Annotated in this window: 20 protein-coding genes and 1 CRISPR repeat array (1 of these 21 only partly in view); of the genes, 11 read left to right on the top strand and 9 right to left on the bottom strand. The window is 60.2% G+C overall.

Features of this window, described 5'->3' with window-relative positions:
• Nucleotides 1-1,646: a CRISPR direct-repeat array (repeat unit 37 nt; unit sequence GTTTCCGTCCCCTTGCGGGGAAAAGGTAGGGATCAAC); it reaches 2,103 nt to the left of the window's first position.
• A 473-nt stretch (nt 1,647-2,119) separates the two neighbouring features.
• Nucleotides 2,120-2,851, top strand: coding sequence for a protein-L-isoaspartate(D-aspartate) O-methyltransferase (locus NW851_RS07845; RefSeq protein WP_414332798.1), 732 nt, complete (start codon nt 2,120-2,122; stop codon nt 2,849-2,851).
• A 12-nt stretch (nt 2,852-2,863) separates the two neighbouring features.
• Here the strand turns inward: NW851_RS07845 and NW851_RS07840 are convergent, their stop codons facing one another.
• The gene (locus NW851_RS07840) at nt 2,864-3,625 is read right to left on the bottom strand and encodes a glycerophosphodiester phosphodiesterase (protein ID WP_414337595.1); all 762 of its coding nucleotides are present in this window, start codon (nt 3,623-3,625) and stop codon (nt 2,864-2,866) included.
• On the opposite strand from NW851_RS07840, the gene NW851_RS07835 reads away from it, so the two are divergent.
• Nucleotides 3,624-3,809: a hypothetical protein gene (locus NW851_RS07835; protein ID WP_414332794.1), complete on the top strand. Its 186-nt coding sequence runs from the start codon at nt 3,624-3,626 to the stop codon at nt 3,807-3,809. The two genes, NW851_RS07840 and NW851_RS07835, sit on opposite strands and share 2 nt — an antisense overlap.
• Here NW851_RS07835 and NW851_RS07830 read toward each other — a convergent pair.
• The 5 genes from NW851_RS07830 to NW851_RS07810 all read right to left on the bottom strand — a co-directional run bounded on the left by NW851_RS07830 (nt 3,806) and on the right by NW851_RS07810 (nt 7,220).
• Nucleotides 3,806-4,375, bottom strand: a complete 570-nt coding sequence (locus NW851_RS07830; protein WP_414332803.1) for a peroxiredoxin — start codon at nt 4,373-4,375, stop codon at nt 3,806-3,808. The genes NW851_RS07835 and NW851_RS07830 overlap by 4 nt on opposite strands.
• A 44-nt stretch (nt 4,376-4,419) precedes the next feature.
• Entirely contained in the window at nt 4,420-4,929 is a 510-nt protein-coding gene (locus NW851_RS07825; protein ID WP_414332792.1) for an N-acetyltransferase family protein, read from the bottom strand.
• A 316-nt stretch (nt 4,930-5,245) separates the two neighbouring features.
• Complete coding sequence (locus NW851_RS07820; protein WP_414332791.1) at nt 5,246-5,398, bottom strand: hypothetical protein; 153 nt, start codon at nt 5,396-5,398, stop codon at nt 5,246-5,248.
• 739 nt (nt 5,399-6,137) lie between these two features.
• Nucleotides 6,138-6,854: a precorrin-2 C(20)-methyltransferase gene (locus NW851_RS07815; protein WP_414332789.1), complete on the bottom strand. Its 717-nt coding sequence runs from the start codon at nt 6,852-6,854 to the stop codon at nt 6,138-6,140.
• Nucleotides 6,855-6,857: 3 nt separating this feature from the next.
• Entirely contained in the window at nt 6,858-7,220 is a 363-nt protein-coding gene (locus tag NW851_RS07810; RefSeq protein ID WP_414332787.1) for an STAS domain-containing protein, read from the bottom strand.
• Between the two features lie 296 nt (nt 7,221-7,516).
• Here NW851_RS07810 and NW851_RS07805 point away from each other — a divergent pair, with 296 nt between their 5' ends.
• Together NW851_RS07805 and NW851_RS07800 are read left to right on the top strand one after the other, a co-directional pair.
• On the top strand, nt 7,517-12,331 hold the full coding sequence (locus NW851_RS07805) for a translocation/assembly module TamB domain-containing protein (RefSeq protein WP_414337592.1): 4,815 nt from the start codon (nt 7,517-7,519) through the stop codon (nt 12,329-12,331).
• A gap of 396 nt (nt 12,332-12,727) precedes the next feature.
• Nucleotides 12,728-12,910 carry a nucleotidyltransferase family protein gene (locus NW851_RS07800; protein ID WP_414337590.1) on the top strand — a complete coding sequence of 61 codons (183 nt, stop codon included), beginning with the start codon at nt 12,728-12,730 and terminating at the stop codon, nt 12,908-12,910.
• 151 nt (nt 12,911-13,061) lie between these two features.
• Here the strand turns inward: NW851_RS07800 and NW851_RS07795 are convergent, their stop codons facing one another.
• The gene (locus NW851_RS07795) at nt 13,062-13,364 is read right to left on the bottom strand and encodes a Mo-dependent nitrogenase C-terminal domain-containing protein (protein ID WP_414337588.1); all 303 of its coding nucleotides are present in this window, start codon (nt 13,362-13,364) and stop codon (nt 13,062-13,064) included.
• 592 nt (nt 13,365-13,956) lie between these two features.
• Between NW851_RS07795 and bchB the strand changes: the two genes are divergently transcribed.
• The 4 genes from bchB to coaD are packed head-to-tail and all read left to right on the top strand — an operon-like array spanning nt 13,957 to nt 17,392.
• Nucleotides 13,957-15,489, top strand: coding sequence for a ferredoxin:protochlorophyllide reductase (ATP-dependent) subunit B (gene bchB, locus NW851_RS07790; protein WP_414337585.1), 1,533 nt, complete (start codon nt 13,957-13,959; stop codon nt 15,487-15,489).
• Between the two features lie 50 nt (nt 15,490-15,539).
• Nucleotides 15,540-16,541, top strand: coding sequence for a UDP-glucose 4-epimerase GalE (galE, locus tag NW851_RS07785; protein WP_414337582.1), 1,002 nt, complete (start codon nt 15,540-15,542; stop codon nt 16,539-16,541).
• A 10-nt stretch (nt 16,542-16,551) separates the two neighbouring features.
• On the top strand, nt 16,552-16,887 hold the full coding sequence (gene cutA, locus NW851_RS07780) for a divalent-cation tolerance protein CutA (RefSeq protein ID WP_414332778.1): 336 nt from the start codon (nt 16,552-16,554) through the stop codon (nt 16,885-16,887).
• A gap of 25 nt (nt 16,888-16,912) precedes the next feature.
• Nucleotides 16,913-17,392 (top strand): pantetheine-phosphate adenylyltransferase, encoded by a 480-nt coding sequence (coaD, locus tag NW851_RS07775; RefSeq protein ID WP_414332776.1) that lies wholly within the window; start codon nt 16,913-16,915, stop codon nt 17,390-17,392.
• Nucleotides 17,393-17,415: 23 nt separating this feature from the next.
• Here the strand turns inward: coaD and NW851_RS07770 are convergent, their stop codons facing one another.
• A complete protein-coding gene (locus tag NW851_RS07770; protein ID WP_414332774.1) occupies nt 17,416-17,775 on the bottom strand; it encodes a pentapeptide repeat-containing protein in 360 nt (119 codons plus the stop codon).
• Between the two features lie 363 nt (nt 17,776-18,138).
• Here NW851_RS07770 and NW851_RS07765 point away from each other — a divergent pair, with 363 nt between their 5' ends.
• Nucleotides 18,139-19,251, top strand: a complete 1,113-nt coding sequence (locus NW851_RS07765; protein ID WP_414332772.1) for an ATP-dependent 6-phosphofructokinase — start codon at nt 18,139-18,141, stop codon at nt 19,249-19,251.
• A 196-nt stretch (nt 19,252-19,447) separates the two neighbouring features.
• On the opposite strand, the gene NW851_RS07760 is transcribed toward NW851_RS07765, so the two are convergent.
• Entirely contained in the window at nt 19,448-20,458 is a 1,011-nt protein-coding gene (locus tag NW851_RS07760) for an FHA domain-containing protein (protein WP_414337578.1), read from the bottom strand.
• Nucleotides 20,459-20,597: 139 nt separating this feature from the next.
• On the opposite strand from NW851_RS07760, the gene NW851_RS07755 reads away from it, so the two are divergent.
• Nucleotides 20,598-21,083, top strand: a complete 486-nt coding sequence (locus tag NW851_RS07755) for a CGLD27 family protein (protein ID WP_414337576.1) — start codon at nt 20,598-20,600, stop codon at nt 21,081-21,083.
• Nucleotides 21,084-21,115: 32 nt separating this feature from the next.
• Nucleotides 21,116-22,048: a bifunctional riboflavin kinase/FAD synthetase gene (locus tag NW851_RS07750; protein WP_414332766.1), complete on the top strand. Its 933-nt coding sequence runs from the start codon at nt 21,116-21,118 to the stop codon at nt 22,046-22,048.
• Nucleotides 22,049-22,053 lie beyond the last annotated feature (5 nt).

Below are 22,053 nucleotides of genomic sequence, written 5' to 3'. Positions count from 1 at the left end.
ATCAAGCCCGACTCCAAGAGGCGGTGTGGGAGTTTCCGTCCCCTTGCGGGGAAAAGGTAGGGATCAACGTCTGAAGCCCCTGGCCGTATCACAGTCGTCCGGGGGTTTCCGTCCCCTTGCGGGGAAAAGGTAGGGATCAACGGAATGTCCCACCGCCGTAGCACCAAGCCCCCCCTACACACGTTTCCGTCCCCTTGCGGGGAAAAGGTAGGGATCAACCCCAGAAGCCCGGCTACGAGAAGGCGCTGGTGGGGTTGTTTCCGTCCCCTTGCGGGGAAAAGGTAGGGATCAACGCTCCAGCTGGCGGACCTTCTCTACGAAGGCCGCCGGCTGATGTTTCCGTCCCCTTGCGGGGAAAAGGTAGGGATCAACACTACACGTATCTTGGCGACGACGACTCCCCCAAAACGTTTCCGTCCCCTTGCGGGGAAAAGGTAGGGATCAACAGCTGAAGGAAGCGCATATGAAGATAATTAAGGAGCCGCTAGTGTTTCCGTCCCCTTGCGGGGAAAAGGTAGGGATCAACCTTGGCCGGGCCGTAGAGCTCCGGTTGGGCGACGTCGTTTCCGTCCCCTTGCGGGGAAAAGGTAGGGATCAACTTGGTGCGTCTTGCTGGAGCTGGAAATACCCAGCTCCTTCGAGTTTCCGTCCCCTTGCGGGGAAAAGGTAGGGATCAACGGTGGCCGGTCAGGGGCGTGTGGTGACGGTGTGTGGGCGGGTTTCCGTCCCCTTGCGGGGAAAAGGTAGGGATCAACTGCGCGTGAGGACTGGGTACCGAAAACCCAGGAAGTTTCCGTCCCCTTGCGGGGAAAAGGTAGGGATCAACACGGGCCCGCTGGCGGTATTGATGCTTTCGGTATCTACTGTTTCCGTCCCCTTGCGGGGAAAAGGTAGGGATCAACCCGCGACACCAGCTGGGTCTTGCCGTGTCGCGGCGGCATGCAGTTTCCGTCCCCTTGCGGGGAAAAGGTAGGGATCAACCTGTCTTTTTAGTTTCAGAGGATTTGGTTTGCCGTTTCCGTCCCCTTGCGGGGAAAAGGTAGGGATCAACGAGACGTTACGGTTCGCGAGGGTGAAGATCTCTTCATCCTGTTTCCGTCCCCTTGCGGGGAAAAGGTAGGGATCAACACTTCGTGGACTGCTTGTGCGAGCTCCTGAGCGCCGAGCGTTTCCGTCCCCTTGCGGGGAAAAGGTAGGGATCAACACGAGGAAGGGGAAGTTTTAGAGACGAACCTAGTCCTTGCCGTTTCCGTCCCCTTGCGGGGAAAAGGTAGGGATCAACCAGTAGGCCTGGACGTCACCGTCCGGGAAAAGTCTGTGTTTCCGTCCCCTTGCGGGGAAAAGGTAGGGATCAACTGCGTAGCGGTGGGATATGACACCATCGAGCGCACAGTTTCCGTCCCCTTGCGGGGAAAAGGTAGGGATCAACGCCGGAGCGGGACGAGGAAGTTACGTTGGGGCATCGTTTCCGTCCCCTTGCGGGGAAAAGGTAGGGATCAACCCGGCGGCTTCGGGTCGTACTCGCCACCTTCGGTGTTTCCGTCCCCTTGCGGGGAAAAGGTAGGGATCAACGCCAAGGGGAAATTGTTGTTCAGGGGAGCGGTGTTGCGTTTCCGTCCCCTTGCGGGGAAAAGGTAGGGATCAACCCTACCCCCGGAAAAGCTTGAATCCATAAGGTTTTCAAGGTGCGTTCGCGAGGGAGTACGGAGACTTCCCGACACAGATATTAACATTGTTCTGGCGGATGAGCGCAAGTCGGGAAATTTGCTGTTTTAAGAGTATTGTGCCGCATTTTTGTGTCAATTCCGGCAAGAGCTTCTGGTTTTCTCTTAAAGACTAGAGCGGGCAAAGAAAGGCCAGCAATCGCTCGTCCCGACGGATCGCGCACAAAACTTTACAATTTTGGCCCTCCCCAACCCTTAGGGGTTCAGCTTTCCGGGTTGTCGAGAGACTTTGCGGCAGCAGGCTTGGCAACAATCTCTTGATGAAAGCTGGAAGTCCTTGGGAAAGTGGGCCAGGATCGAGGTGGAAGCCTTCAGGGATCCGCGATCTTGTGCAATTGCGGCGCAGCATTCGAGCAAAATCCCCGCGGCCCATCATCTTGGGAGGGTGTAGGCCAATGGTCAGACTGTTCTCATCTTTTTTTAGGAGGACTGCCGACCCAGGGATCCGGGCTGCCGAGTTGGGGGCTCCTGAGCCTGCTGCTGGCGGTGGGGAGAGGCAGGCTTGTCCTTTTGCTGCCCAACGGGAACGGATGGTGAGGGAGCAAATCTTGCAGCGGGGGATCCGCGATCCGCGGGTGCTGGAAGCAATGCGCAAGGTGCCGCGCCATCTTTTCGTTCCTCCGGAGCTGCAGGATCGCGCCTACAGGGATTGCCCGCTGCCCATTGGCTACGGCCAGACGATCTCTCAGCCTTACATCGTTGCCTTTATGACCGAGGCGGCCCGCCTCACCCCTGAGTCGGTGGTGCTGGAGATCGGCACCGGATCCGGCTACCAGGCGGCTATTTTGGCCGAGCTGGCCCGACAGGTATATAGTCTGGAGCGTTTGTCTCCCTTGGCCGCCCGTGCCCAGCAAACCCTTGCTGCCTTGGGCTACCGCAACGTGGAGGTGCGCCAGGGAGATGGCTATCAAGGTTGGCCGGAACACGCTCCCTACGACGCCATCGTGGTCACGGCAGCCCCCCCAACCCTGCCGATGCTGCTCCTGGATCAACTGGCGGTGGGGGGCCGGTTGGTAGTGCCGGTGGGCGAAAGCCAGGGATCCCAATCCTTGCTGATCCTCCACAAAACCCCAGAAGGGGTGGTGCAAAAGGGCGCTTTCCCGGTGCAATTTGTGCCCATGGTCTAGGGCAGGGGATCCTCAGGAGGCGGCCCAGAGCCGGGCGCGAATTTGTAGCGCCAACTGAGGGCGGTCGGTGATTAGCCCCTGAACCACGGGATCCTCCCCAGGCGGGCGCAAACAGAAGGCCATGATCTCCGGATCGTTCACCGTCCAGACGTAGAGCGGGATCCCGGCCCGGGCTGCCGCTGCCAAAAACGGCAAGTCCAGCCAAGCGTAGTGGGGAGCGAGAAAGTCGGCCCCCAGCTCGCGGCAATAGGCCAACAGGGATCCCTGCTCTTCCCTCGGCGGCGCTTCCACCAACAGGCCAACCTGGGGGGCGGCCCCTTCAAGGTGCGGGCGTCCCAGAAGAGTTCTCACCCGTTGCACCACCTGGGGCAAAAAGGAAGTGATCACACACTCTGCAGGGGTCAAGAGCTTGCCGATAAGGGCGAGGATCTGTTCTTCATAGCCCGCCTCTTTCAGCTCGATATCGAGGGCAATCCTGCCCCTGACGTGGAGCAGCGCTTCTTCCAAGCTGGGAATCGAGGGCTTGCGGGCGCGGATCTCAGCCCACGTGAGCGCCGCCAACGGCTGGCCCTCCAGCTCGGCATCGTGAAAAACCAGCGGGATCCCGTCGCCGCTGCGGCGCACATCCAGCTCGATCCCGTCGGCCCCGCCTTCGATGGCCGCCGTAAAAGCGGCCAGGGTATTTTCCTCAACGTGGCTGTGATCCCCGCGGTGAGCGACGATCCGGGTGGGAAAGCGATAGGCTGGAGGAGTTGAAACAATCTCTGTAGCCATGGACGCAGCCGAAATTGCCGCCTTAAAAGAGCGCATCAAGCGCATTCGCGAGCGCCGGCCAGCTTTGGTCAAGCTTTTGGAAAAGCCAGACCTGGGCAGCTTGCGCATCGATGTCAACCAGGCCCTCGAGGAGATCGACGAGCTGCTGCAAGAGTTCGAGCAGACCTTTGGCCCGCAGGACTAGCCGGCCCGGGCCAGCTCTTGCAACTGGGCCAAGACCTCGGCGCTGTGCCGAGAGGGATTGACAATTGGGTCGATGGCCCGCAGGATCCCGTCAGGATCGATCAAAAAAGTGTTGCGCAGAGCCATCTCCCCCATCCAGGAGCCGTAGGCGCGGCTAACGGTGCCCTCAGGATCGGAAAGCAAAGGAAATTGCAGCCCCTCTGCCGTGCAAAACCGCCGGTGGGAGTCCACCGAGTCGGCGCTTACGCCCACAATCTGCGCCCCCAGAGCCCGAAACTTGGGCAGATCCTGCTGAAAGCGGCGGGCCTCGATCGTGCAGCCGGAAGTGAAGTCGCGGGGATAGAAGTAGAGCACCACCCACTCGCCGCGAAAATCCGCCAGCCGCCGCACCTGGCCCAACTGATCCGGCAGCTCAAACTCTGGGGCCGGCGCCCCGATCTCCGGCAGGGGAGTGGTGCCCCACTGGGCCAGGGCAGACTGAACACCCACAACGCTCACCAGCAAAGCCGCAAACAACCCTGCCAGGCCCAGCCAGCGCCCAATCCTACCCACCACTTTTTTGACAATCACGGCAACACCTCTCTAGCTCCCCCCTTCCAGTTTACATAACTTTACGTCAGCCACTTGCAGAGCAAAAGCTGGGGCGGGATCCCCAACCACTGCCAAAGTTGAGAGGTGCGCTGGACGGGAGTGTAGCGCAGTTGGGCATAGAGTTGTCGAGCGGGCAGATTGTCCGCCACCACGTGCAGATGCAACTGGCGATAGCCCCAGCCCTGCACCACCCCTTCGGCGCTCAGCAAAAGCTGCCGGGCGATCCCGCGCCGCCGCCAAGCGGGCAGCACCGCCAAGTTGGAAAGATAGGGATACTTGCCATGGGCCATGCGCCGCAGAGAGATCTCGGCAGTTCCCACCACCTTGGCCCCCACCGCCGCCGCCAGGCAGCAATAGCAGGGATCCCTGGCCGCCAGCTTGAGGCGCAAATCTTCGCGGATCCCTAGCTTGCGAATCGGGTAGATCCAGCGCTGCAGACCCAGTGGGGGGTGAAAAGCCTGCGCGAGAACCTCGGCTAAGGAATCCAGATCACCCGACGTAGCCGGATAAACCACAAGGGAAGGCAACACGCATCAACCGTGGGCATCCCTATTATTTTGCCAGACAACTTGCAAACCATAACAAGCGGCGGCCCTCTAAACAGAGCCGCCACTGAACTGGTAGAACTTGACCCCAGAGAGGAGAACCACCCTCTCCCGCCGCAGACCAACTGCAGCGCAAATTGACCCAGGCTTATTCAGTTGTCCTGTCCTAACACGTAACCGATCCGAGCACTCCAAAAAATGGATTCAACAAATTGGTTAGCAAACAACACTCTGGAAACGAGGATTTTTGAGCCAATGCCCGTGGGTGCTCCAAAACGCAAATCAAATCTGAGGCTTACGATCAGATCTCCAGATCGCTAGCGTGGCAGGCTGAGCCATTGATGCGATAGACATCATCCGTAATGGGCTGGTAACCCACTTCCACCAGATCGGATTTGTCAGGAGCAAATATGCGGATAACTGCTCTAGCAATCTTTGACAGAAAAGCAAACATAGCAACCTCCTGAAAGCGAGAGTGGAACTATGAACTGAGAGAACCTCGAAGAATTGCTAAAGCCCGCAGCCCTTGTCCCACTGAGCATTGGCTTCACCTTGCCAGAGCCTGCAGGTTGAGAGCACCTGAACCCGATCACCGATTTTCCTACTTGCACTCGCTCATGCGTGGAGACTCAAAATAGCCGGCTGAGCTTCTCGATCTGGCAAAACCACTTGAGAAACTTGCTTCCGGAAGAGTACTTCCCTGCTTCCCTTCGTGGCCTCTACAGCAAACCCAACAGCTATCTGCTTTAACTCCCATGTTCTACTTCGAGGAAAACCTGTCGTAGGTACCAGGTGCTCTGCTTGGCGAGACATCCACTTCTCAGAAAAGCCTGCCGCAGCAACGGATCGGAAGTTGAGATCAAACTGTTGACTGACGGAGCCTTTTGGATTTGATTGAATCGAGAAGCGGTGTCTCGCGTTTGATGGGGATGAGATATTATCCTCCTCGCCTGAATCACCACACCCATAATCTAACCTGTAATCGATCCCGCTTCCAAGGGCAGCAACCATTCTTAACGGGCTGGATCATTCCTTTAACTTGGTCTTTTCATCTCTTTTTGATGTAGCTCAATAGAGGGATCCCTGCCTTCTGGATTGGGGCTGCTTGGCCTCTGACCAGCCCAATCTCTCCCCTTCTTCTAGGGAAACAAGCCGGCTCTATCCGGGCCTTAAGTTATAAAAGAAAAGTTAAACTAATTCCGAGGTTCACAACGCAGGATCAGCAGGGAAAAGTAGGGGGGGCGATAGTCGGCCAATCCTTCCAGGGTGGGGAAGAGAACTTGCTGCGGCCAACCGGCCCAAACCACCAAGCTGGCCTGCTGCAGCCAGCCTCTTGCCGCCAGCCACTGCCAAACCTGAGGATAGACGGGGGCCACTTTCATCAGCACGACCACGTCCGCCCAGGCGCAGGCCGCCTCCAGCTCCGCCAGGGCAAAGAGAGCAGGCAAAATCGCCAATTTCTCGGAGCCGAGCGCCAAAGGGGATCCGAGGGCGGCGGCGGCAGCCAGGGGAGAGCACACCCCCGGTACGGCCTGGATGGGCAAGTCAGGGATCCGCTGCTGCAGGGCCTGGGCCAGGTAGGCAAAGGTGCTGTAGAGGCCCACATCCCCTTCACACACAAAGGCCACATCCTCACCCCGTTCTAGAAGCGGGGCCAGCTGCTCGGCAGCCGCTTGCCAGGCCGCCTGCAGAAGCTCAACTTGGGTAACAAAGGGCAGATGCAACGGCAATAGGGTTTGTTCCGGTCGCAGCCAGGGGCGCACGATTTGATAGGCTAAACCCGGCTGGCCGATGGCGTTCTGAGGGCAGGCCACCCAGCGGACGGCGCCGAGGATGCGGGCTGCTTTGAGGGTCAGCCACTCGGGATCCCCGGCTCCAGCACTGATCCCCCAAAAAGTTCCCAGGCCCATGTATCAGGCGGTTTCTGGATTGCCCGCGCCTTCCTCCCTCAGGCGATCCAAGGCTTCCTGCAGAGAGTTGCGCAAGGACAAAAACTTTTCTAGCCGCACCAGTTTCACGGTTTGGGTGACGCGGGGGTTGCTCACCACCTGAAAGATACCTCCACGGCCCTGTGCCAGCTTGGCCAATTGCACCAGGGCACCGACGCCAGAGCTATCGATGAAGTCGATCCCCGTCAAATCCAGGATAAGGTTGGGGGATCCCTCTTCTAAGTATTTGGTGACCACCTTAACAAAGACCGGCTCAGAAAAGGCATCCAGAAGGCCCGTCAGGTAAAAGACCTGGCAGTTTTGCAGCGCTTCGTGGCTGCCGCGCAAGCTGACCGTCAGAGACAGAGGTTCCGGAATGGCTTTTCTCCTTTTGTCTATCTCGACAGAAGATGGAGGCCCGATCTCGGGCGTGGAGATAGCTTAGCATCCCTGCGGGCGAGACGGTATTTTTCCGCGGGCAGGGGATTGCGGCTGGGGGCAGGGATCCCTTCTCTCTGTCCCCTCGTGGCAGGCCGGGAGTCCTTGGGTAGGATGGGGGCAGCTTCCCCTATTTCAGAGGAGGCCGGCCTGCGGGCCAAACAGGGCTTCTCAACTGGGGTGGTTCGGATCCCTGAGGGTGGGTGTTGGGCGAAGATCAGCGCGAGAAAGAGCAACGATTTCCCCTCTCCTCCAAGACCTGGATTGGGGTGGGGGCGGGGCTGGGTTTGGGCTTGACGGCTGCTGCCTTGGGCGCCGCCTGGGGAATCGGGGCGTATCTTCAAAATCAGGTGCTGCCCCAGGTAGAAGAAACCCTCTCGCAGGCGATGCGCCGGCGGGTGGAATTGGGGGAGGTAAGGTTTGTGGCCCCTTGGCAGGTGAGGCTGGGAGAAAGCCACATCGAACATTTGGCCAGCATCGGCTCTATCGACCTCAGCCCCGACTTTTGGACCTGGCTACAAACAGGCGAGTGGGTGCTCAACATTACCCTGAACCGGCCCCAGTTGCTGCTGATGGAAACGCTGGATCGCGGCTGGGCAGATGTGCAGTTTCAACTTCCAGAAGGGGAGGGATCCCTGCCCTTGCAGGGGCTGAACGTCCGTTTGCAGGAGGGATCCCTGACGGCCATCCCTTTGGTGGGGGAGCGGCGCCAGTTTGACCATCTGCAGGGCCAGGTGCAGGTGTGGCTGAGTGCTCCGCCGGGGGGAGGGAATCGGGCCAGTTTCCAGCTCTCGGCGCGGCTGCGTCCTCTGCAGAGGGAAGGAGGGTATCCCTTGCAGCTTAGGGGGGTGGCGGATTTCGCCCAGGCTTCTGGCGCGGTGACGCTGGCCGCCCAGCGTCTGCCTTTAGAGCTGCTGCCCAGCGTCTTGCCGGCGGCGCCCTTGACCGAGGTGGAAGGGGAGACCAGTCTGGATCTGCAAGTCCTCTGGGGCGGAGAACGCCCTTGGGAGTTGACGGGGCAAGCCCAGGTTCAGCAGGCGCGGCTGGGGTTGGAGAGGTTGCCGCATCCTTTTGAAGAGGTGAAGGGCTCTGTTCGCTTTACCCTAGAGGAGCTGGATCTGCAGGGGGTGAGCGGTCGCTTTGGCCAGCTCTCTTTCGGGGATCTCAACGGCTCCATTGCCTTCGGCGACAACGAGGGGTTCAATCTGCAAGCTGTCATGGCTCCAGCCAGTTGGCAGCAAATCCAGGAGACTTTCAACTTTGAGCTGCCGGTGGCGGCGGCAGGGGTGGTGGCGGGATCCCTGGCGGTTACTGGGCCGCTCAAGGGGCCGCAGATCCAAGGGCAGTTGCAAGGGATCTCGCCGGGGCAGGTGGATCGCCTGGCGGTGCCGGAATATGCTTTTGGCTTCCGCTGGGCCGACCAGACCTTGGCCTTTGAGGAAATTGACCTGAAGGCCGCCGGCGGACGCATCCAGGGATCCGGACAACTGCAATGGGCTGCCGGCTTGGCGGGCCAGTTCAATTTGCAGGTCAGCGGGGCCGACGTGGAGCAGGTGCTGGCCCTCTACGACCTCAACCTGCCGCGGCGGGGCGAGCTGCCCTGGGCGGGGCCGGTAAGTGCTCAGGTACAGGTGGCGCTGACGGGATCCCGGCCCCAGGTGGAGGCCACCTGGGAAACCCAAGGGGGAGAGATTGCCGGCAGAGGACAGCTTCAGATCTTGCCCGAGGCGGGGGGCTGGGCGGTGGAGGTGCCGCAGGCCGTGTTGGAGCTGGGCGGGGGCCGGGCCCAGGTGGCGGGAAGGTGGGCGGCAGGGCAACTCCAGGCGCGGCTGGCTCCCCAGGATCTGCCGCTGGCCTTTTTTAACCCCCAGTGGCCGGGATCCCTCTCCGGGGAGCTGATGGCGCAGATGAACACGGCGGAGGCGGCGGAGGTGGGTTTCCTGGCGGCGTTGCGAGCGCAAGGGTCGCTAGCCCTGTCCCAGCCTTTGGGAGAGAGGGGATGGCCATGGGTTGACGGCATCCGCGGCCAGCTAGCTTGGGAAGGATCTGACCTGCGTATCCAGCAGGCAGAGATCTTGGCCGGCACCACCCGCTTGGCCAGGCTAGAGGGACGGATCCCCGTCGACCCGCAGACGCTGCAGGTGGGATCCCTGGATCTGAACTTTGCCGCCGACGGGATCCCCCTGGCAGAAGTACCCGGCCTGCCGCCGAGGGTGGCAGGAGTGCTGCAGGGATCCGGGCAGCTCCGCGGCTCCCTGGAGGAGTTACAGGTGACGGGGGAGGCCCAGTTGCGCGGCTTGCAGGTGGGGGAGGTAGCCTTTGCCGACTTGGCTGGGCCCTTTAGCTGGTCTAGCCAGGGGACGACGGTGGAGCTAGCGGGGGCACGGGAGCGGCTGGCGCTGCAGTTGGATCCCCAGTTTCGGCCCTTGCAGTTCGAGCTGCGGCGGGGCGAGGCGGAAGTGCGCGGCCAACGACAGCAAGATGAGCTGCAGGTGGTGGCGAACCGCTTGCCGCTAGCTTGGCTGGGGGGGGTGGCTGCTGGGGCATGGGCCGGCTTGCAGGGAACCCTCGATGGGGAGGTGGCGCTTGACCTGGCCAGTGGCGCTGCTCAAGGTCAAGCTGCGGTCGAGGGGCTGCGACTGGGCAATCTCGAGGCGCAGGGCCTTGCAGTGGATTTCGCTTACCACCCTGGAGACGACTCTCGCCCCGCTCGTCTGACCCTTGCCCAAGCCCAACTGGAGCTGTTCCAGAGCCTCTACACCGCCAGCGGTACTTTGGAGCTGCCGGCGACCTCTCTGGATCCCACCTCGGCGGCTCCCGTTCCCCAAATCGACCTGCAGATCAGCACCCGCCGGGGTCGCCTGGAAGATATCATTTCTACTTTCAAGTGGCGGAAGTGGAGCGATATCACCAGCCGCGGTTTTCGGCTGCCACCTTTGGGCCCTGCCGCGGTGCTGCGGACGGATCCGGTTGGTCTGCCCAACCATCCCCTCTGGGAGCAGCTAGAATACTACGCCCAGATCCTGGCTGCCCACCTGGAGGCCCTGGCCAGCCGAATGGATCCCCGCATCCCGCCGCCCACCAGCTTGCGGGGGGAATTTCAGGCTAGCGTCAGCCTCGTCGGCAACCTCAACCGGCCCAGCGTCAGCTTTCACCTGGAGGGCCAGAATTGGCAAGCGGAGGAGTTTGGTGTTGAAAGCCTCACCGCCAGCGGCAGCCTGGTCGAGGGGGCGGTGGTGTTGCAGCCGCTGCTGTTGCGCAGTGGGGAACGCCAAGCCCTTTTCACCGGCAAGTTGGGCCTGGAGGAACAGTCGGGATCCCTGCAAATTCAAGGGTTTCCTCTGGCTTTGCTGGATCGCTTCCTGCCGGATGGGCTGGAACTCCAAGGGGATCTCAACCTGGATGTGGAGCTGGCAGGCAACCTGCGGGATCCCCTTGCCCGCGGTTCCCTGACGGTGATGAACGCCCAGATCAACCAGGTGCCGCTGCAGGAGGTGGGGGGACAATTTGACTACCACCAGGGACAACTGCGCTTGGAAGGCGCCCTGCTGGCCAACGGCGACGAGCCGATCCGCCTCTCTGGCCTGGTGCCCTACACCCTGCCCTTTGCGAAGGTGCGGGCCGCCTCGGATCAGATCGACCTCAGCCTGCAAGCCGAGAATGGCGGCCTGCGCTTGGTCAACCTCTTCACCGACCAGGTGCGCTGGGAGGGCGGCCAAAGCCAACTGGAGCTGGCTATCCGCGGCACCTTGCGAGAGCCCAGCCTGCAGGGGAACCTCAGCCTCGGCTCCGGGATCCTCAAACTGGCCGCCCTGCCGGAGCCCATCACCGACCTGACCGGCCAAATTGTCTTTAACCTCAACCAATTGGAGGTGCGGGAGCTGCGGGGCCAGTTGGGGGGCGGATCCCTGTTGGCCAACGGCTTTTTGCCCGTCAACTCCCGCGGCGCCCTGCAGAGGGACGAGACCTCGCCACCCTTAACGCTGCAACTGCAAGGGATCCAGCTCAACCTGCCCAACCTCTACACAGGCCGCCTGGAAGGAGAGGTGACGGTGGGCGGCCTGCTGCTGCGGCCTTTGCTCGAGGGGCGCCTAGAGGTTTCCCAAGGGATCGTAGATGTCAGCCCCCGTCCTGAAAAAGGGGAAGCGGCGGCAGCTCCCGCAGACTCGACTCAAGCGGATCCCTTCTGGCAGCCGCGGCTGAACGGGTTGGAGCTGGTCTTGGGGCCTGGGATCCGCGTGCAGCGCCCCAACCTATTTGAGTTCAACGCCAGCGGCAGCTTGCGCCTGTTTGGCACTCCCCAAGATCTACGTCCGGCGGGCACCATTGCCCTGGAGCGAGGCCGCGTCAGCCTGCCCATTGCCAACTTTCGCCTGGATCGCTCCCGCCCCAACACCGCCACCTTTGACCTAGACAACCCCTTCGATCCTTTTTTAAACCTGCGCCTGGTGACCCAAGCCTTCGAGGTGTATCGCTTTCCCCAGGAGCTCTCTCCTTTTGAGACCAACCGCACCCTACCGGGATCCCAGCAGAGCATCGAGATCTTGGCCACTGTCAACGGACGGGCCAGCCAGCTTGCGGCTGCGGATCCCCGCAACGGGGTTTTGACGCTTTCTAGCAGTCCCAGCCGCTCCCCAGAAGAGATTGTCGCCCTGTTGGGGGGAACAGCTTTGGCCCAACTGAATCCAGAAGCCGGGGTGGCCGGACTGGCGGGAACAGCCCTACTCAACGATGTGGTGGAGACGCTGCGGGACACCCTCGGCTTGGATGAGGTTCGCCTCAGCCCCGTCCCCCAGGTCGATACCCGTGCCCCCAGACGTTCCTCGGTGGGCCTGGCCCTGGAAGTGGCCCGCGATCTGGGGCCCGCCACTTCCCTCTCGGTGCAGCGCAACCTGACGGATCCCTTTCAGCCCACCCGCTACAGCGCCCGCTACCGCCTCAACGAACAAACCCTCACCCGCGCCACCACCGACCTCGAGGGCAACAACGCCATTGCCATCGAGTTCGAGACTCGCTTTTGACGGGATCCGCCCCAGCCAGACTACGGTTTGTTATGTTACATCGTTATTGCTACGCAACACTGTCGCGAATGCGCGCAGAGCGCTCTCCCCAACTCCCCTCTCCCTTTGGGAGAGGGGCCGGGGGTGAGGGTGGGAGAGGAGCCGGGGGTGAGGGCAGCGGCGCCGAGTGCTTGGGTAGTGGCGAGAACCGCTTGGAGACTGTCTTAACCTAGGTTGAAGTGGCCATAGTTTTTCAACGGCTTTTGGACGGCCAGGGATCCCTTGAACCGGACTCCGTGACTCCTAAAGATAGCTAGAATAAACACCTACCTGTGTGAGCCTGGAAGATCGAAACAAGCGGCCAACCTGCGTTCCCCCTTAGAGAGTTGACAAGTGAGTGATCCAATCTGCCCAACCATGAGGAAACAACAAGTATTACAATTGCTCGGCGAGCAATTTGCCGAGATTCAAGAGCAGTTTGGCGTGCGGCGACTGGCCCTGTTTGGCTCAACCGCTAGTGGCGAGGATCAAGCCGGCAGCGACATCGATATCCTAGTTGAATTTATTTTATGGGTAAAGCCGACTCCAAGCATTACTTGAGTCTGCTCTTCTACTTGGAAGATAAACTTGGATGCTCCTTAGACCTTGTCACCGACAAGGCTCTGCGCCCCGAACTCCATCCATTGATAGAAAAAGAAGCAATCTATGTCCCGTGAATATCTGTGAAGTATCATCTAAACCAAGAGCCAATCTAGAGATAGCGGCTGATGTCTTCTCCCTGTTCTGCCAAGAACGACAAAGCCCGGAAGCGCAGCCCTACCACCTGATCGTAGAAGGGGTTGAGCTTGCACATCGGTGGAATGTGCATTATTTTGTGGCCAAGCAACACCACATCTCGCTCGAAAGGACAGCGAGCCGGGATCCACCGACACAAAAAGTGGGCCAGCCGGGGATCCCCAACTTCAATGCTGTCAATTGCCGCTCGAATTGGTTGCAAGGGCGCCTGCAGCCAGTCGTGCAGGTGAGCCGCAGGCTTGAAGTACGTGGAAGTCATGGAATCCGTTTGCTCCTCTGAAGCTTTGCGCGCACGTTGCCAAGAAATCGTGGTAGAGCCCATAAGCTTTCACCTCAACACCTCAAGGGTGTTCGCTCTCTGCAGCAGTCATGCTCTCCTGCCCGGGTTTGTATCTAGGGAAACAGGAAGGCGTTTCTCTCCAGACTCAGTCTGCCTTCCGCGGCCAGAAACTTGCCTGGGTAACACAAAATCTCTGCTCAAGTTTGTAGAGGTACACATTTTGTATTCAAAAGTTAACCTGCAACAAAAACTACAGAATTGACCGCCTTGGCTGGCGAGCTGCCAGGGCTTGGGGATCCAGCTCAAGGCTGTTGTCCCTATTTCCAGGATGGAACAGAGCTTGGGCCTATGGTAGAGGGATCCCCGCACCAAAAGTTACCTTGAAGCATTGTTTTTCTTTATGATCAATATTTTCTCAAGATGTTGTTGTCGAGAGTTACAGGAGATAACGAGCAAGGGATCCCGGCTGCTGGGCACTCTACAATTCCAGGAGAGGTTCCCAGCGAGTGAGAAGCGGGCAGGGGATGGGGATCTCCTTTTTGTTACCTCGGTCTTTCTTCAGAGGCTGCTTATGAAATTGGCCTATTGGATGTATGCTGGCCCCGCCCACATCGGCACGCTGCGGGTGGCCAGTTCCTTCAAAAATGTCCACAGCATCATGCATGCTCCCCTGGGGGACGACTATTTCAACGTGATGCGTTCCATGTTGGAGCGGGAGCGGGACTTTACCCCGGTAACCACCAGCGTCGTTGACCGGCAGGTGTTGGCGCGGGGATCGGACGAGAAGGTGATTCGCAACATCGTCCGTAAAGATGGCGAGGAGCAGCCGGATTTGATTGTCGTCACCCCCACCTGCACCTCCAGCATTTTGCAGGAGGATCTGCATCACTTTGTGCGGCAGGCGCAGTTGGCCAGCCGCTGCGACGTGCTGCTGGCCGATGTCAACCACTACCGGGTCAACGAGTTGCAGGCCGCCGATCGCACCCTGCAGCAGATTGTGGAGTTCTACATCAACAAAGCCCGCAAAAGCGGCGAATTGGACGGCTTAGCCCAGAAGACAGAACGTCCTTCCTGCAACATCCTCGGCATCTCCAGCCTGGGCTTTCACCACGCCCACGATCTGCGGGAGTTGAAAAAGCTGCTGCGGGATCTGGGTATCGACCTTAACTTGGTGATCCCGCAGGGGGCCAGCGTCCACGATCTCAAGCATCTGGGGCGGGCCTGGTTCAACGTGGTGCCCTACCGCGAACTGGGGCCGATGACAGCTCGCTACTTGCAGGAGCAGTTTGGCACGCCCTACGTGGAGATCACCCCCATGGGAGTGGTGGAAACAGCCCGCTTCATCCGCCAAATCCAGCAGGTTCTCAACGAGCAAGGGATCCCGGTGGACTACGAGCCCTACATCCAGGAGCAGACCCTACATGTTTCCCAGGCGGCCTGGTTCTCCCGCTCCATCGATTGCCAAAACCTGACCGGCAAAAAGGCGGTGGTTTTTGGGGATTGCACCCATGCGGCAGCGATCACCAAGATCCTGGCCCGCGAGATGGGGATCCACGTGGTCTGGGCGGGCAGCTATTGCACCTACGATGGCGAGTGGTTTCAGGCGGAGGTGGGCGGGTATTGCGATCAGGTTCTGCTGACGGAGGATCACACCCGTGTGGCCGATGCCATTGCCCAGGCGGAGCCTGCTGCTATCTTCGGCACCCAGATGGAGCGGCATGTGGGCAAACGGCTGCGGATCCCCTGTGGGGTGATCTCCGCGCCCATCCACGTGCAGGATTTTCCCATCGGCTACAAGCCCTTTTTGGGCTACGAGGGCGCCAACCAAGTTGTGGACTTAATCTACAACTCCTTTACGCTGGGCATGGAGGATCATCTGCTGGAGGTCTTCGGCGGCCACGACACCAAAGAAGTGATCCACAAGAGCCTGAGCGCCGATTCCGATCTCATCTGGACGCGGGAGGCCCAGGCGGAGCTGAACAAGGTGCCCGGCTTTGTGCGGGGCAAGGTGAAGCGCAACACCGAAAAATTTGCCCGCGAGCGGGGCTTGGCTGAGATCAGCGTGGAGGTGATGTACGCCGCTAAGGAGGCTTTTGGCGCTTGATAGGGATCCCCTCGGCAACCTTTAACAACCTTTTGCTCTGACGTCTGCCTATGCGGCTTTTGGTTACGGGCGGGGCAGGATACATCGGCAGCCACACCTGCAAAGCTCTGGCGGCTGCTGGCCATCTCCCCATTGCTTACGACAACTTGATTTACGGGCACCCCTGGGCGGTTCGCTGGGGGCCGTTGGAAATCGGCGACATTGCCGACCGCGAGCGACTGGATCAGGTGATCCGACGCTATCGACCGGAAGGGGTGATCCACTTTGCCGCCTATGCCTATGTGGGTGAGTCGGTCAAGGATCCCGGCAAGTACTACCGCAACAATGTGGCCGGATCCCTGAGTTTGTTGGAGGCCATGCGAGATCACGGGATCCCGTACATTGTGTTCTCCAGCACCTGCGCCACTTACGGGGTGCCAGAGCGGCTCCCCATCCCTGAAAGTCATCCGCAATGTCCCATCAACCCCTACGGCCAGAGCAAGCTGATGGTGGAGCAGATCTTGCGGGATTTTCGGGCTGCCCACGGGATCCAGTCCATCAGCCTGCGCTACTTTAACGCCGCCGGCGCCGATCCCGACGGCGAAATCGGTGAAGCCCATGACCCGGAAACCCACCTGATCCCTTTGGTGCTGGATGCCGCCGCCGGCCAACGTCCCCACATCACCGTTTTCGGAGATGACTACGAGACCCCTGATGGCACCTGTATTCGAGACTACATCCATGTCGCCGACCTGGCTCAAGCCCACGTGTTGGCAGCAGAGGCGCTGGCCTCTGGCCGGCCCGTGCAAGCAGCCTATAACCTGGGCAATGGCCAAGGCTTTTCCGTCAGGGAGGTCATCGCCGCCGCCGAAGCCGTGACCGGACAACAGATCCCGGTGCAAATGGGAGCACGCCGACCGGGGGATCCCCCCTGCCTGGTGGGCGATGCCGGTGCCATCCTGCGGGATCTCAACTGGAAACCTCTCTACAGCGACTTGGCCGAGATCATTCAAACAGCCTGGCGCTGGCACCAGAAGCGGCCCTATTTTGCCAAAGGCACATCCCTGCTCTAGGAGCACCTGAATGGACAACACAGATGCACCCAATAGCCTCTTGGTTGTGATGACCACGGTGGGATCCGAGGCCGAAGCCCACCGCTTGGCCCACACCTTGGTGGCCGAACGTCACGTGGCCTGTGCCCAGATCTTGCCCGGAATTACGTCCTACTATCGCTGGCAGGGATCCCTGCAGACCGATGCTGAGTTCCTCCTCCTGTTCAAATTGCCCGCGACCGCCTATCCTCGGCTCGAACAACGGCTGCGGGAGCTACATCCCTATGAAGAGCCGGAGATTCTGGCTATCCCAGCCAGCCAAGTGAGCGCCACCTATTTGGCTTGGGCCCGCGACCAGGTAGGGTGAAGAATAGCACGACTCCAGCTTGGCCATGATCGCTCTCTATCCCGGTAGCTTCGATCCCATTACCCTTGGGCATCTCGATATCATCGAGCGGGCCAGCCGTCTTTTTTCCAAGGTGATCGTCGCCGTCTTAAAAAACCCCAACAAAACCCCCCTCTTCAGCCCCGAGCAGCGGCAGGCCCAGATTAGCCTTTCCACTGCCCATCTGAAAAACGTTGAGGTCGATACCTTTTCCGGCTTGACGGTGGCCTATGCCCGTCAACGGGGGGCAAAAGTCGTTGTGCGTGGCTTGCGCGTCCTGTCGGACTTCGATGTGGAGCTGCAAATGGCCCACACCAACAAGCTGCTGGCCCCCGAACTGGAAACCCTCTTCCTCGCCACCGCCAGCGAACACAGCTTCGTCAGCAGCAGCCTGGTCAAGGAGGTCGCCAAGCTGGGCGGCCCCATCGACCATCTCGTGCCGGCGCCGGTGGTTCAAGATCTGCGGGAGCGCTTTCCCCTGCCCTGAGGCTTGGGCAGCCGAATTGCCAACTAAAATTCAAGCAGTTGCATCCCTGCCGCCGCCGGGTCAAACCCTGCCGGAAAGCAGGTGCTGTGGTTGTACTGGGAGCCACTCAAGTTGGCTCCTTCCAAACGGGCTCCCTCCAGGTCGGCATAGCGCAGATCGGCACAGCGCAGATCGGCATTGGCCAGATTGCTGCCGCGCAGGTTGGCATAGCGCAGGTTGGCCCCATGCAAATCGGATCCCTGGAGATCGGCGTGCCGCAGATCTGCCCCCCTCAAAAAAGCGTACTCTAAGCAGGATTGGGGAAAATGGCGCTCTCCCCGCTGGTAGCGGCTGAGCAACTCCGCGGCCCCTTGCAGAGCACACTGAGCAATGGTTTGAGTCATAATACTTCTCCCAAACGAGACTTGAGACCCTATCTCTATGCTCATCTTTATCATCGGGTTGAGTGGGTTTTGATCATCCCTGCTTAACAAATGATTTCATTTTTTGAGTCGATCGTTGCCCCAAGTTTTTTCGGAAAGATCTATCCTCGGAGATATCGCAGCTTGCCCAAATTGCGGGTTTGTGCGGCAATGTTTCTTAATTGTTTTTGTGAAGGATACTTAACGTCTGGGCTTATCGCCCAAGACAAACTGCGCCGGCAAGGCAGGCTAACCTGATCTTGCTGGGTTGTAGGGATCCCTCAACCTCTCCTTTTTCTCTGCAATCGATGTTTAGGATGTTCGCCCTTTTTCAGCCAGAGACCTATGCCCAAACGTAAGCGAATCGGGATCCTCACCAGCGGCGGCGATTGCGGCGGTCTCAACGCTGTGATTCGAGCGGTGGTGCGGCGGGCCCGCGACTACGACATGGATGTTTACGGCATCAAAGATGCGACGGCAGGACTGATGGCCCGACCGGTGGAGGCGGAGCTGCTGGATGTCAAGCGGGTTTCCGGCATTTTGCGCTACGGCGGCACCATCCTGGGTACGGTGAACAGGGGCAACCCCTTCGCCTATCCCATGCCCGATGGCAGCTTGGTGGATCGCTCGGCAGAGGTGATCACCGGCTACCACCGGCTGGGCTTGGATGCTTTGATCGGGGTGGGCGGGGATGGCAGCCTGGCCATTCTCCGGCAATTGGCTCTGCAGGGGGATTGGAACTTCGTCGGGATCCCTAAGACCATCGACAACGATGTTGGCGCCACCGAGTATTCGGTGGGGTTCAATACGGCTCTGAGCGTGGCTGTGGAGGCCCTGGATCAGCTCACCTACACGGCCATCAGCCACAGCCGGGTTATGGTCATGGAGGTGATGGGGCGGGATGCCGGTCACATTGCCATCAGCGCCGGCATTGCCGGGGGGGCGCATGTGATCTTGATCCCGGAGATCCCCTACAAGCTGGAGAATGTCTGCAAAAGGATCCTCGACCGCAAAGAGCGGGGCAACAATTTCAGCATTGTGGTGGTGGCGGAGGCCGTTCCCACCGAGTCAGGCGAGCCCATAACCTACACCAACAGCCTGGGGCAGTCTCTCTACGGTGGCATTGGCCATTATATTGGCAACGAGATCGCCCTGCGCACCGGCATCGAGACGCGGGTGATGGTTTTGGGCCATCTGCAGCGGGGAGGCACCCCTTCGCCGCTGGATCGCCTGCTGGGAGCAGCCTTTGGGGTGGCGGCTGTGGACCTGATCGCCCAGGGCAAGTACGACCGCATGGTGGCCTGGCAAAACCGGCGGGTGGTGGATGTGCCCCTGGCAGAGGCCATCGCCCAATACCGGCGGGTGGAGGTGGATGGGGCTTTGATCGCCACGGCTATCGGGTTGAATACCTATGTGGGCGAGGTGGATCCCCAGCTTCTGCGCCGCCTTTCCCCCTGAGCAAGTTACCGCCGGCAGAGACAATCTTCCGCCGATATCGGGGAACCTACACCACATCTGGCTTTGGCGACCCAAGCGCGGGATCCCGTTCACCGGACGGCGAAACTCCAAGGTGACCGAAAAGTGACCACCTGTAAAGGAGCAGCAGAAGGTTCTGGAGGAACGGCGGGATCCCACGGGTATCGGGAGGCGGGGTCTAGGTGCCGAGAACGGCTTGCAAAGACCCCACATCGCAGTAGTACACCTGATGAGGGTGGGCATACCCCTTCAGCTCTACGGCCTGCTGCGAGAAGCAGGTTGCTGCCTGCCCCAGTTGTTTGGCCAAGCAGATATAGGTGTCGTGGCTGATGGCCAAGTCGGTGTTGAGGGTGCGGGTGGCACTCTCGATGCGAAAGGCCAAATTCACTGTATCTCCCAAGGCCGTGTACTCCTGGCGAGTGTTGTTGCCCACCTGGCGCACGATCGCCGAGCCGGTGTTGACACCTGCCCCCAGCCGGATGGGAGAAGGCAGGGGAAACTCGCCGTTCAGGTGCTCGGTCATTTGAAACAGCTTCGTCATGGCCTGCAAAACCGACTTGACGTCGAGATCCATTCCCGGCGCTGCGGCTTCCAGGGGAGCTGGGTTGGCTTGGGGCGCGTGGAACCAAACGGCCATGATCGCATCGCCAATGTATTTATCGACCGTGCCGCCGTACTGCTGAATGATATCTCCGCCCCGCCGGAACCAATCGCCCATCACCTGCGACAGCAGGCGCTCGTCCAGTTGTTGGGTCAGTTGTCCGTAACCGCGCACATCCACCACAGCCACCGAGATCAGCCAGCGGGTTTGCAGAACCAGAGTGTCCGACGGTTTGGCCGCAGAACTGGGTTCTGAGCTGGCCAGGGATCCGCTGTGAAACTCGAGCTGGGATTGTCCAAGGGTGAGGTGATCTCCATCTTGCAGCAGGGTGGGAATGCTGACGCGGCGATTGTTGACGAAGGAGCCGTTGCGACTGCCCAGATCGATGAGATAGACGCTGTTGTGGTCGAGGTATTGCAGCAGGGCATGTTGGCGCGAAACGCTGGGATCGGTTAGGACGATGGCGTTGTCTTCATCGCGGCCCAGCGTCCAAGCGGTCGCTCCGGAGAGAATGTACTTCCTCTGGCTGCCGTCCGGCTCTCTCAGGACGACATAGGGTGCGGCGGCAGATTCGCTCGTGAAGCTCATGGCAAGAGGGATTGTAGACGCGACCACACTACTCAATACGATACCCCGCTCGCCTTCGGTTATCGGGGCGGGCTCTGAGAATGGGCTTGGCGGGGAGCTGACCCGACCGATATCATTTTGTGTAGATACATTAAGGTGTATGCTGGATCCTGCCCATCCCATTCCTGCTGAGCAACAGCCGCTGCGGCAGTATGCCGAGCTAAGGGAGTCTTTTCCTTTCTCCTGGCCCGCTTTGGGGTGGATTCCTTATCTCCGGCGAATCGGCGCTGTTTGGGGAGCGGTCGTGCTGGCGGTTTCCCCGCTGGCTTGGAGCAGCTTTGCCGGGGACTGGGGCCACTTCGTCTCTGGGTCTGTGCTGGGGGCCAATGCTTTGCTCGGCCTGGTGTTGCTCCATCTTTATTTGGGATGGGCCTATGTGCGGCGGCGCTTGCTGCAGGCCCGGATCCCCTATGAAGAAAGTGGCTGGTACGATGGGGCGATGTATGCCAAATCGGAAGAGGAACTGGCTCAGCATCGGCTGATCGTCAGCTATCAGATCGACCCTGTGTTGCAGCGCCTGCGACGCAGCCTGTGGGGTGTGGTGGGCTTAAGCGGGCTGGTGGCCCTGCTTTGGCCATTGGAGTAGAGGGGGTTGGCTGTTGTTCGGGATCCCAAACTGTGCATGTAACTTCTGATTTGGCTCAAACCTTGCGACCCACCGCTGTGGCCATCGGCAACTTCGATGGCCTGCATCTGGGCCATCAGAAGGTGCTGCAGCCGATTCGAGACTCTCTCCAGGGGGTGCGCACCGTCCTCACCTTTCATCCCCATCCCCAAGAAGTGCTGACAGGGCGCCGGCAACTGTTGCTCACTCCCCCTGCCGAAAAGCTGGCTCTGTTGGCGCAGATGGGTTTTGAGCAGGTGGTGTTGCTCCCCTTCACCCCTGCATTTGCCCGCCAGCCGCCCCAAGAGTTTATCCAAACAGTACTGGAACAGGGCTTGCGCGCTCGCCATCTCAGCGTCGGCTGGGATTTCTGCTTTGGCCACCGTCGTGCCGGCAACGCCCAAACCCTCCAAGCCTGGGGATCCGAGCGCTGCATTCCGGTGGAGGTGATCCCAGAGGCACAACTGAACGGGGAACGGGTGAGCAGCTCCCGCATTCGCGCTGCCTTGGCGACCGGGGAGGTGTCCACCGCCGCAGCGCTCTTGGGTCGCCCCTATCGGCTGATGGGAGAGGTGGTGCGAGGGGATCAGCGGGGCCGACAACTGGGCTTTCCCACTGCCAATCTGCGCCTGCCCCCGGAGAAGTTTTTGCCCCGCGATGGGGTGTACAGCGTTTGGGTGGATGTGCCTGCGGCGGCGGCAGCCCTGCCTGGGGTGATGAACATCGGTCACCGCCCCACGTTTGCCGGGCTACAGCACACTGTCGAGGTACATCTGCTGGATTGGACAGGGGATCTCTACGGGCAAGAGGTGCAAGTGGCGCTGCAGGGCTTTATTCGCCCAGAGCGGAGGTTTCCGGCAGTGGCGGATTTGGTGCAGCAAATTCAGCAAGACTGCCAAACGGCCCGTCAGCAGTTGGGCTTGGCCGAGCACGTGGGCCTGCTGTAGAGGGG

It is taken from the genome of Synechococcus sp. H55.7 (genome assembly GCF_047462395.1).
In the GTDB taxonomy this organism is placed as follows: domain Bacteria; phylum Cyanobacteriota; class Cyanobacteriia; order Thermostichales; family Thermostichaceae; genus Thermostichus.
This window is presented reverse-complemented; position numbering and strand designations above follow the sequence as displayed.

What these genes read in the sequence shown, in the direction of transcription:
- NW851_RS07815 (WP_414332789.1), bottom strand. Translation starts at nt 6,854, where the DNA reads ATGGGCCTGGGAACTTTTTGGGGGATCAGTGCTGGAGCCGGGGATCCC.
- NW851_RS07760 (WP_414337578.1), bottom strand. Translation starts at nt 20,458, where the DNA reads ATGAGCTTCACGAGCGAATCTGCCGCCGCACCCTATGTCGTCCTGAGA.
- NW851_RS07800 (WP_414337590.1), top strand. Translation starts at nt 12,728, where the DNA reads ATGAGGAAACAACAAGTATTACAATTGCTCGGCGAGCAATTTGCCGAG.
- NW851_RS07795 (WP_414337588.1), bottom strand. Translation starts at nt 13,364, where the DNA reads ATGACTTCCACGTACTTCAAGCCTGCGGCTCACCTGCACGACTGGCTG.
- NW851_RS07845 (WP_414332798.1), top strand. Translation starts at nt 2,120, where the DNA reads ATGGTCAGACTGTTCTCATCTTTTTTTAGGAGGACTGCCGACCCAGGG.
- cutA (WP_414332778.1), top strand. Translation starts at nt 16,552, where the DNA reads ATGGACAACACAGATGCACCCAATAGCCTCTTGGTTGTGATGACCACG.
- coaD (WP_414332776.1), top strand. Translation starts at nt 16,913, where the DNA reads ATGATCGCTCTCTATCCCGGTAGCTTCGATCCCATTACCCTTGGGCAT.
- bchB (WP_414337585.1), top strand. Translation starts at nt 13,957, where the DNA reads ATGAAATTGGCCTATTGGATGTATGCTGGCCCCGCCCACATCGGCACG.
- galE (WP_414337582.1), top strand. Translation starts at nt 15,540, where the DNA reads ATGCGGCTTTTGGTTACGGGCGGGGCAGGATACATCGGCAGCCACACC.
- NW851_RS07765 (WP_414332772.1), top strand. Translation starts at nt 18,139, where the DNA reads ATGCCCAAACGTAAGCGAATCGGGATCCTCACCAGCGGCGGCGATTGC.
- NW851_RS07835 (WP_414332794.1), top strand. Translation starts at nt 3,624, where the DNA reads ATGGACGCAGCCGAAATTGCCGCCTTAAAAGAGCGCATCAAGCGCATT.
- NW851_RS07820 (WP_414332791.1), bottom strand. Translation starts at nt 5,398, where the DNA reads ATGTTTGCTTTTCTGTCAAAGATTGCTAGAGCAGTTATCCGCATATTT.
- NW851_RS07770 (WP_414332774.1), bottom strand. Translation starts at nt 17,775, where the DNA reads ATGACTCAAACCATTGCTCAGTGTGCTCTGCAAGGGGCCGCGGAGTTG.
- NW851_RS07755 (WP_414337576.1), top strand. Translation starts at nt 20,598, where the DNA reads ATGCTGGATCCTGCCCATCCCATTCCTGCTGAGCAACAGCCGCTGCGG.
- NW851_RS07840 (WP_414337595.1), bottom strand. Translation starts at nt 3,625, where the DNA reads ATGGCTACAGAGATTGTTTCAACTCCTCCAGCCTATCGCTTTCCCACC.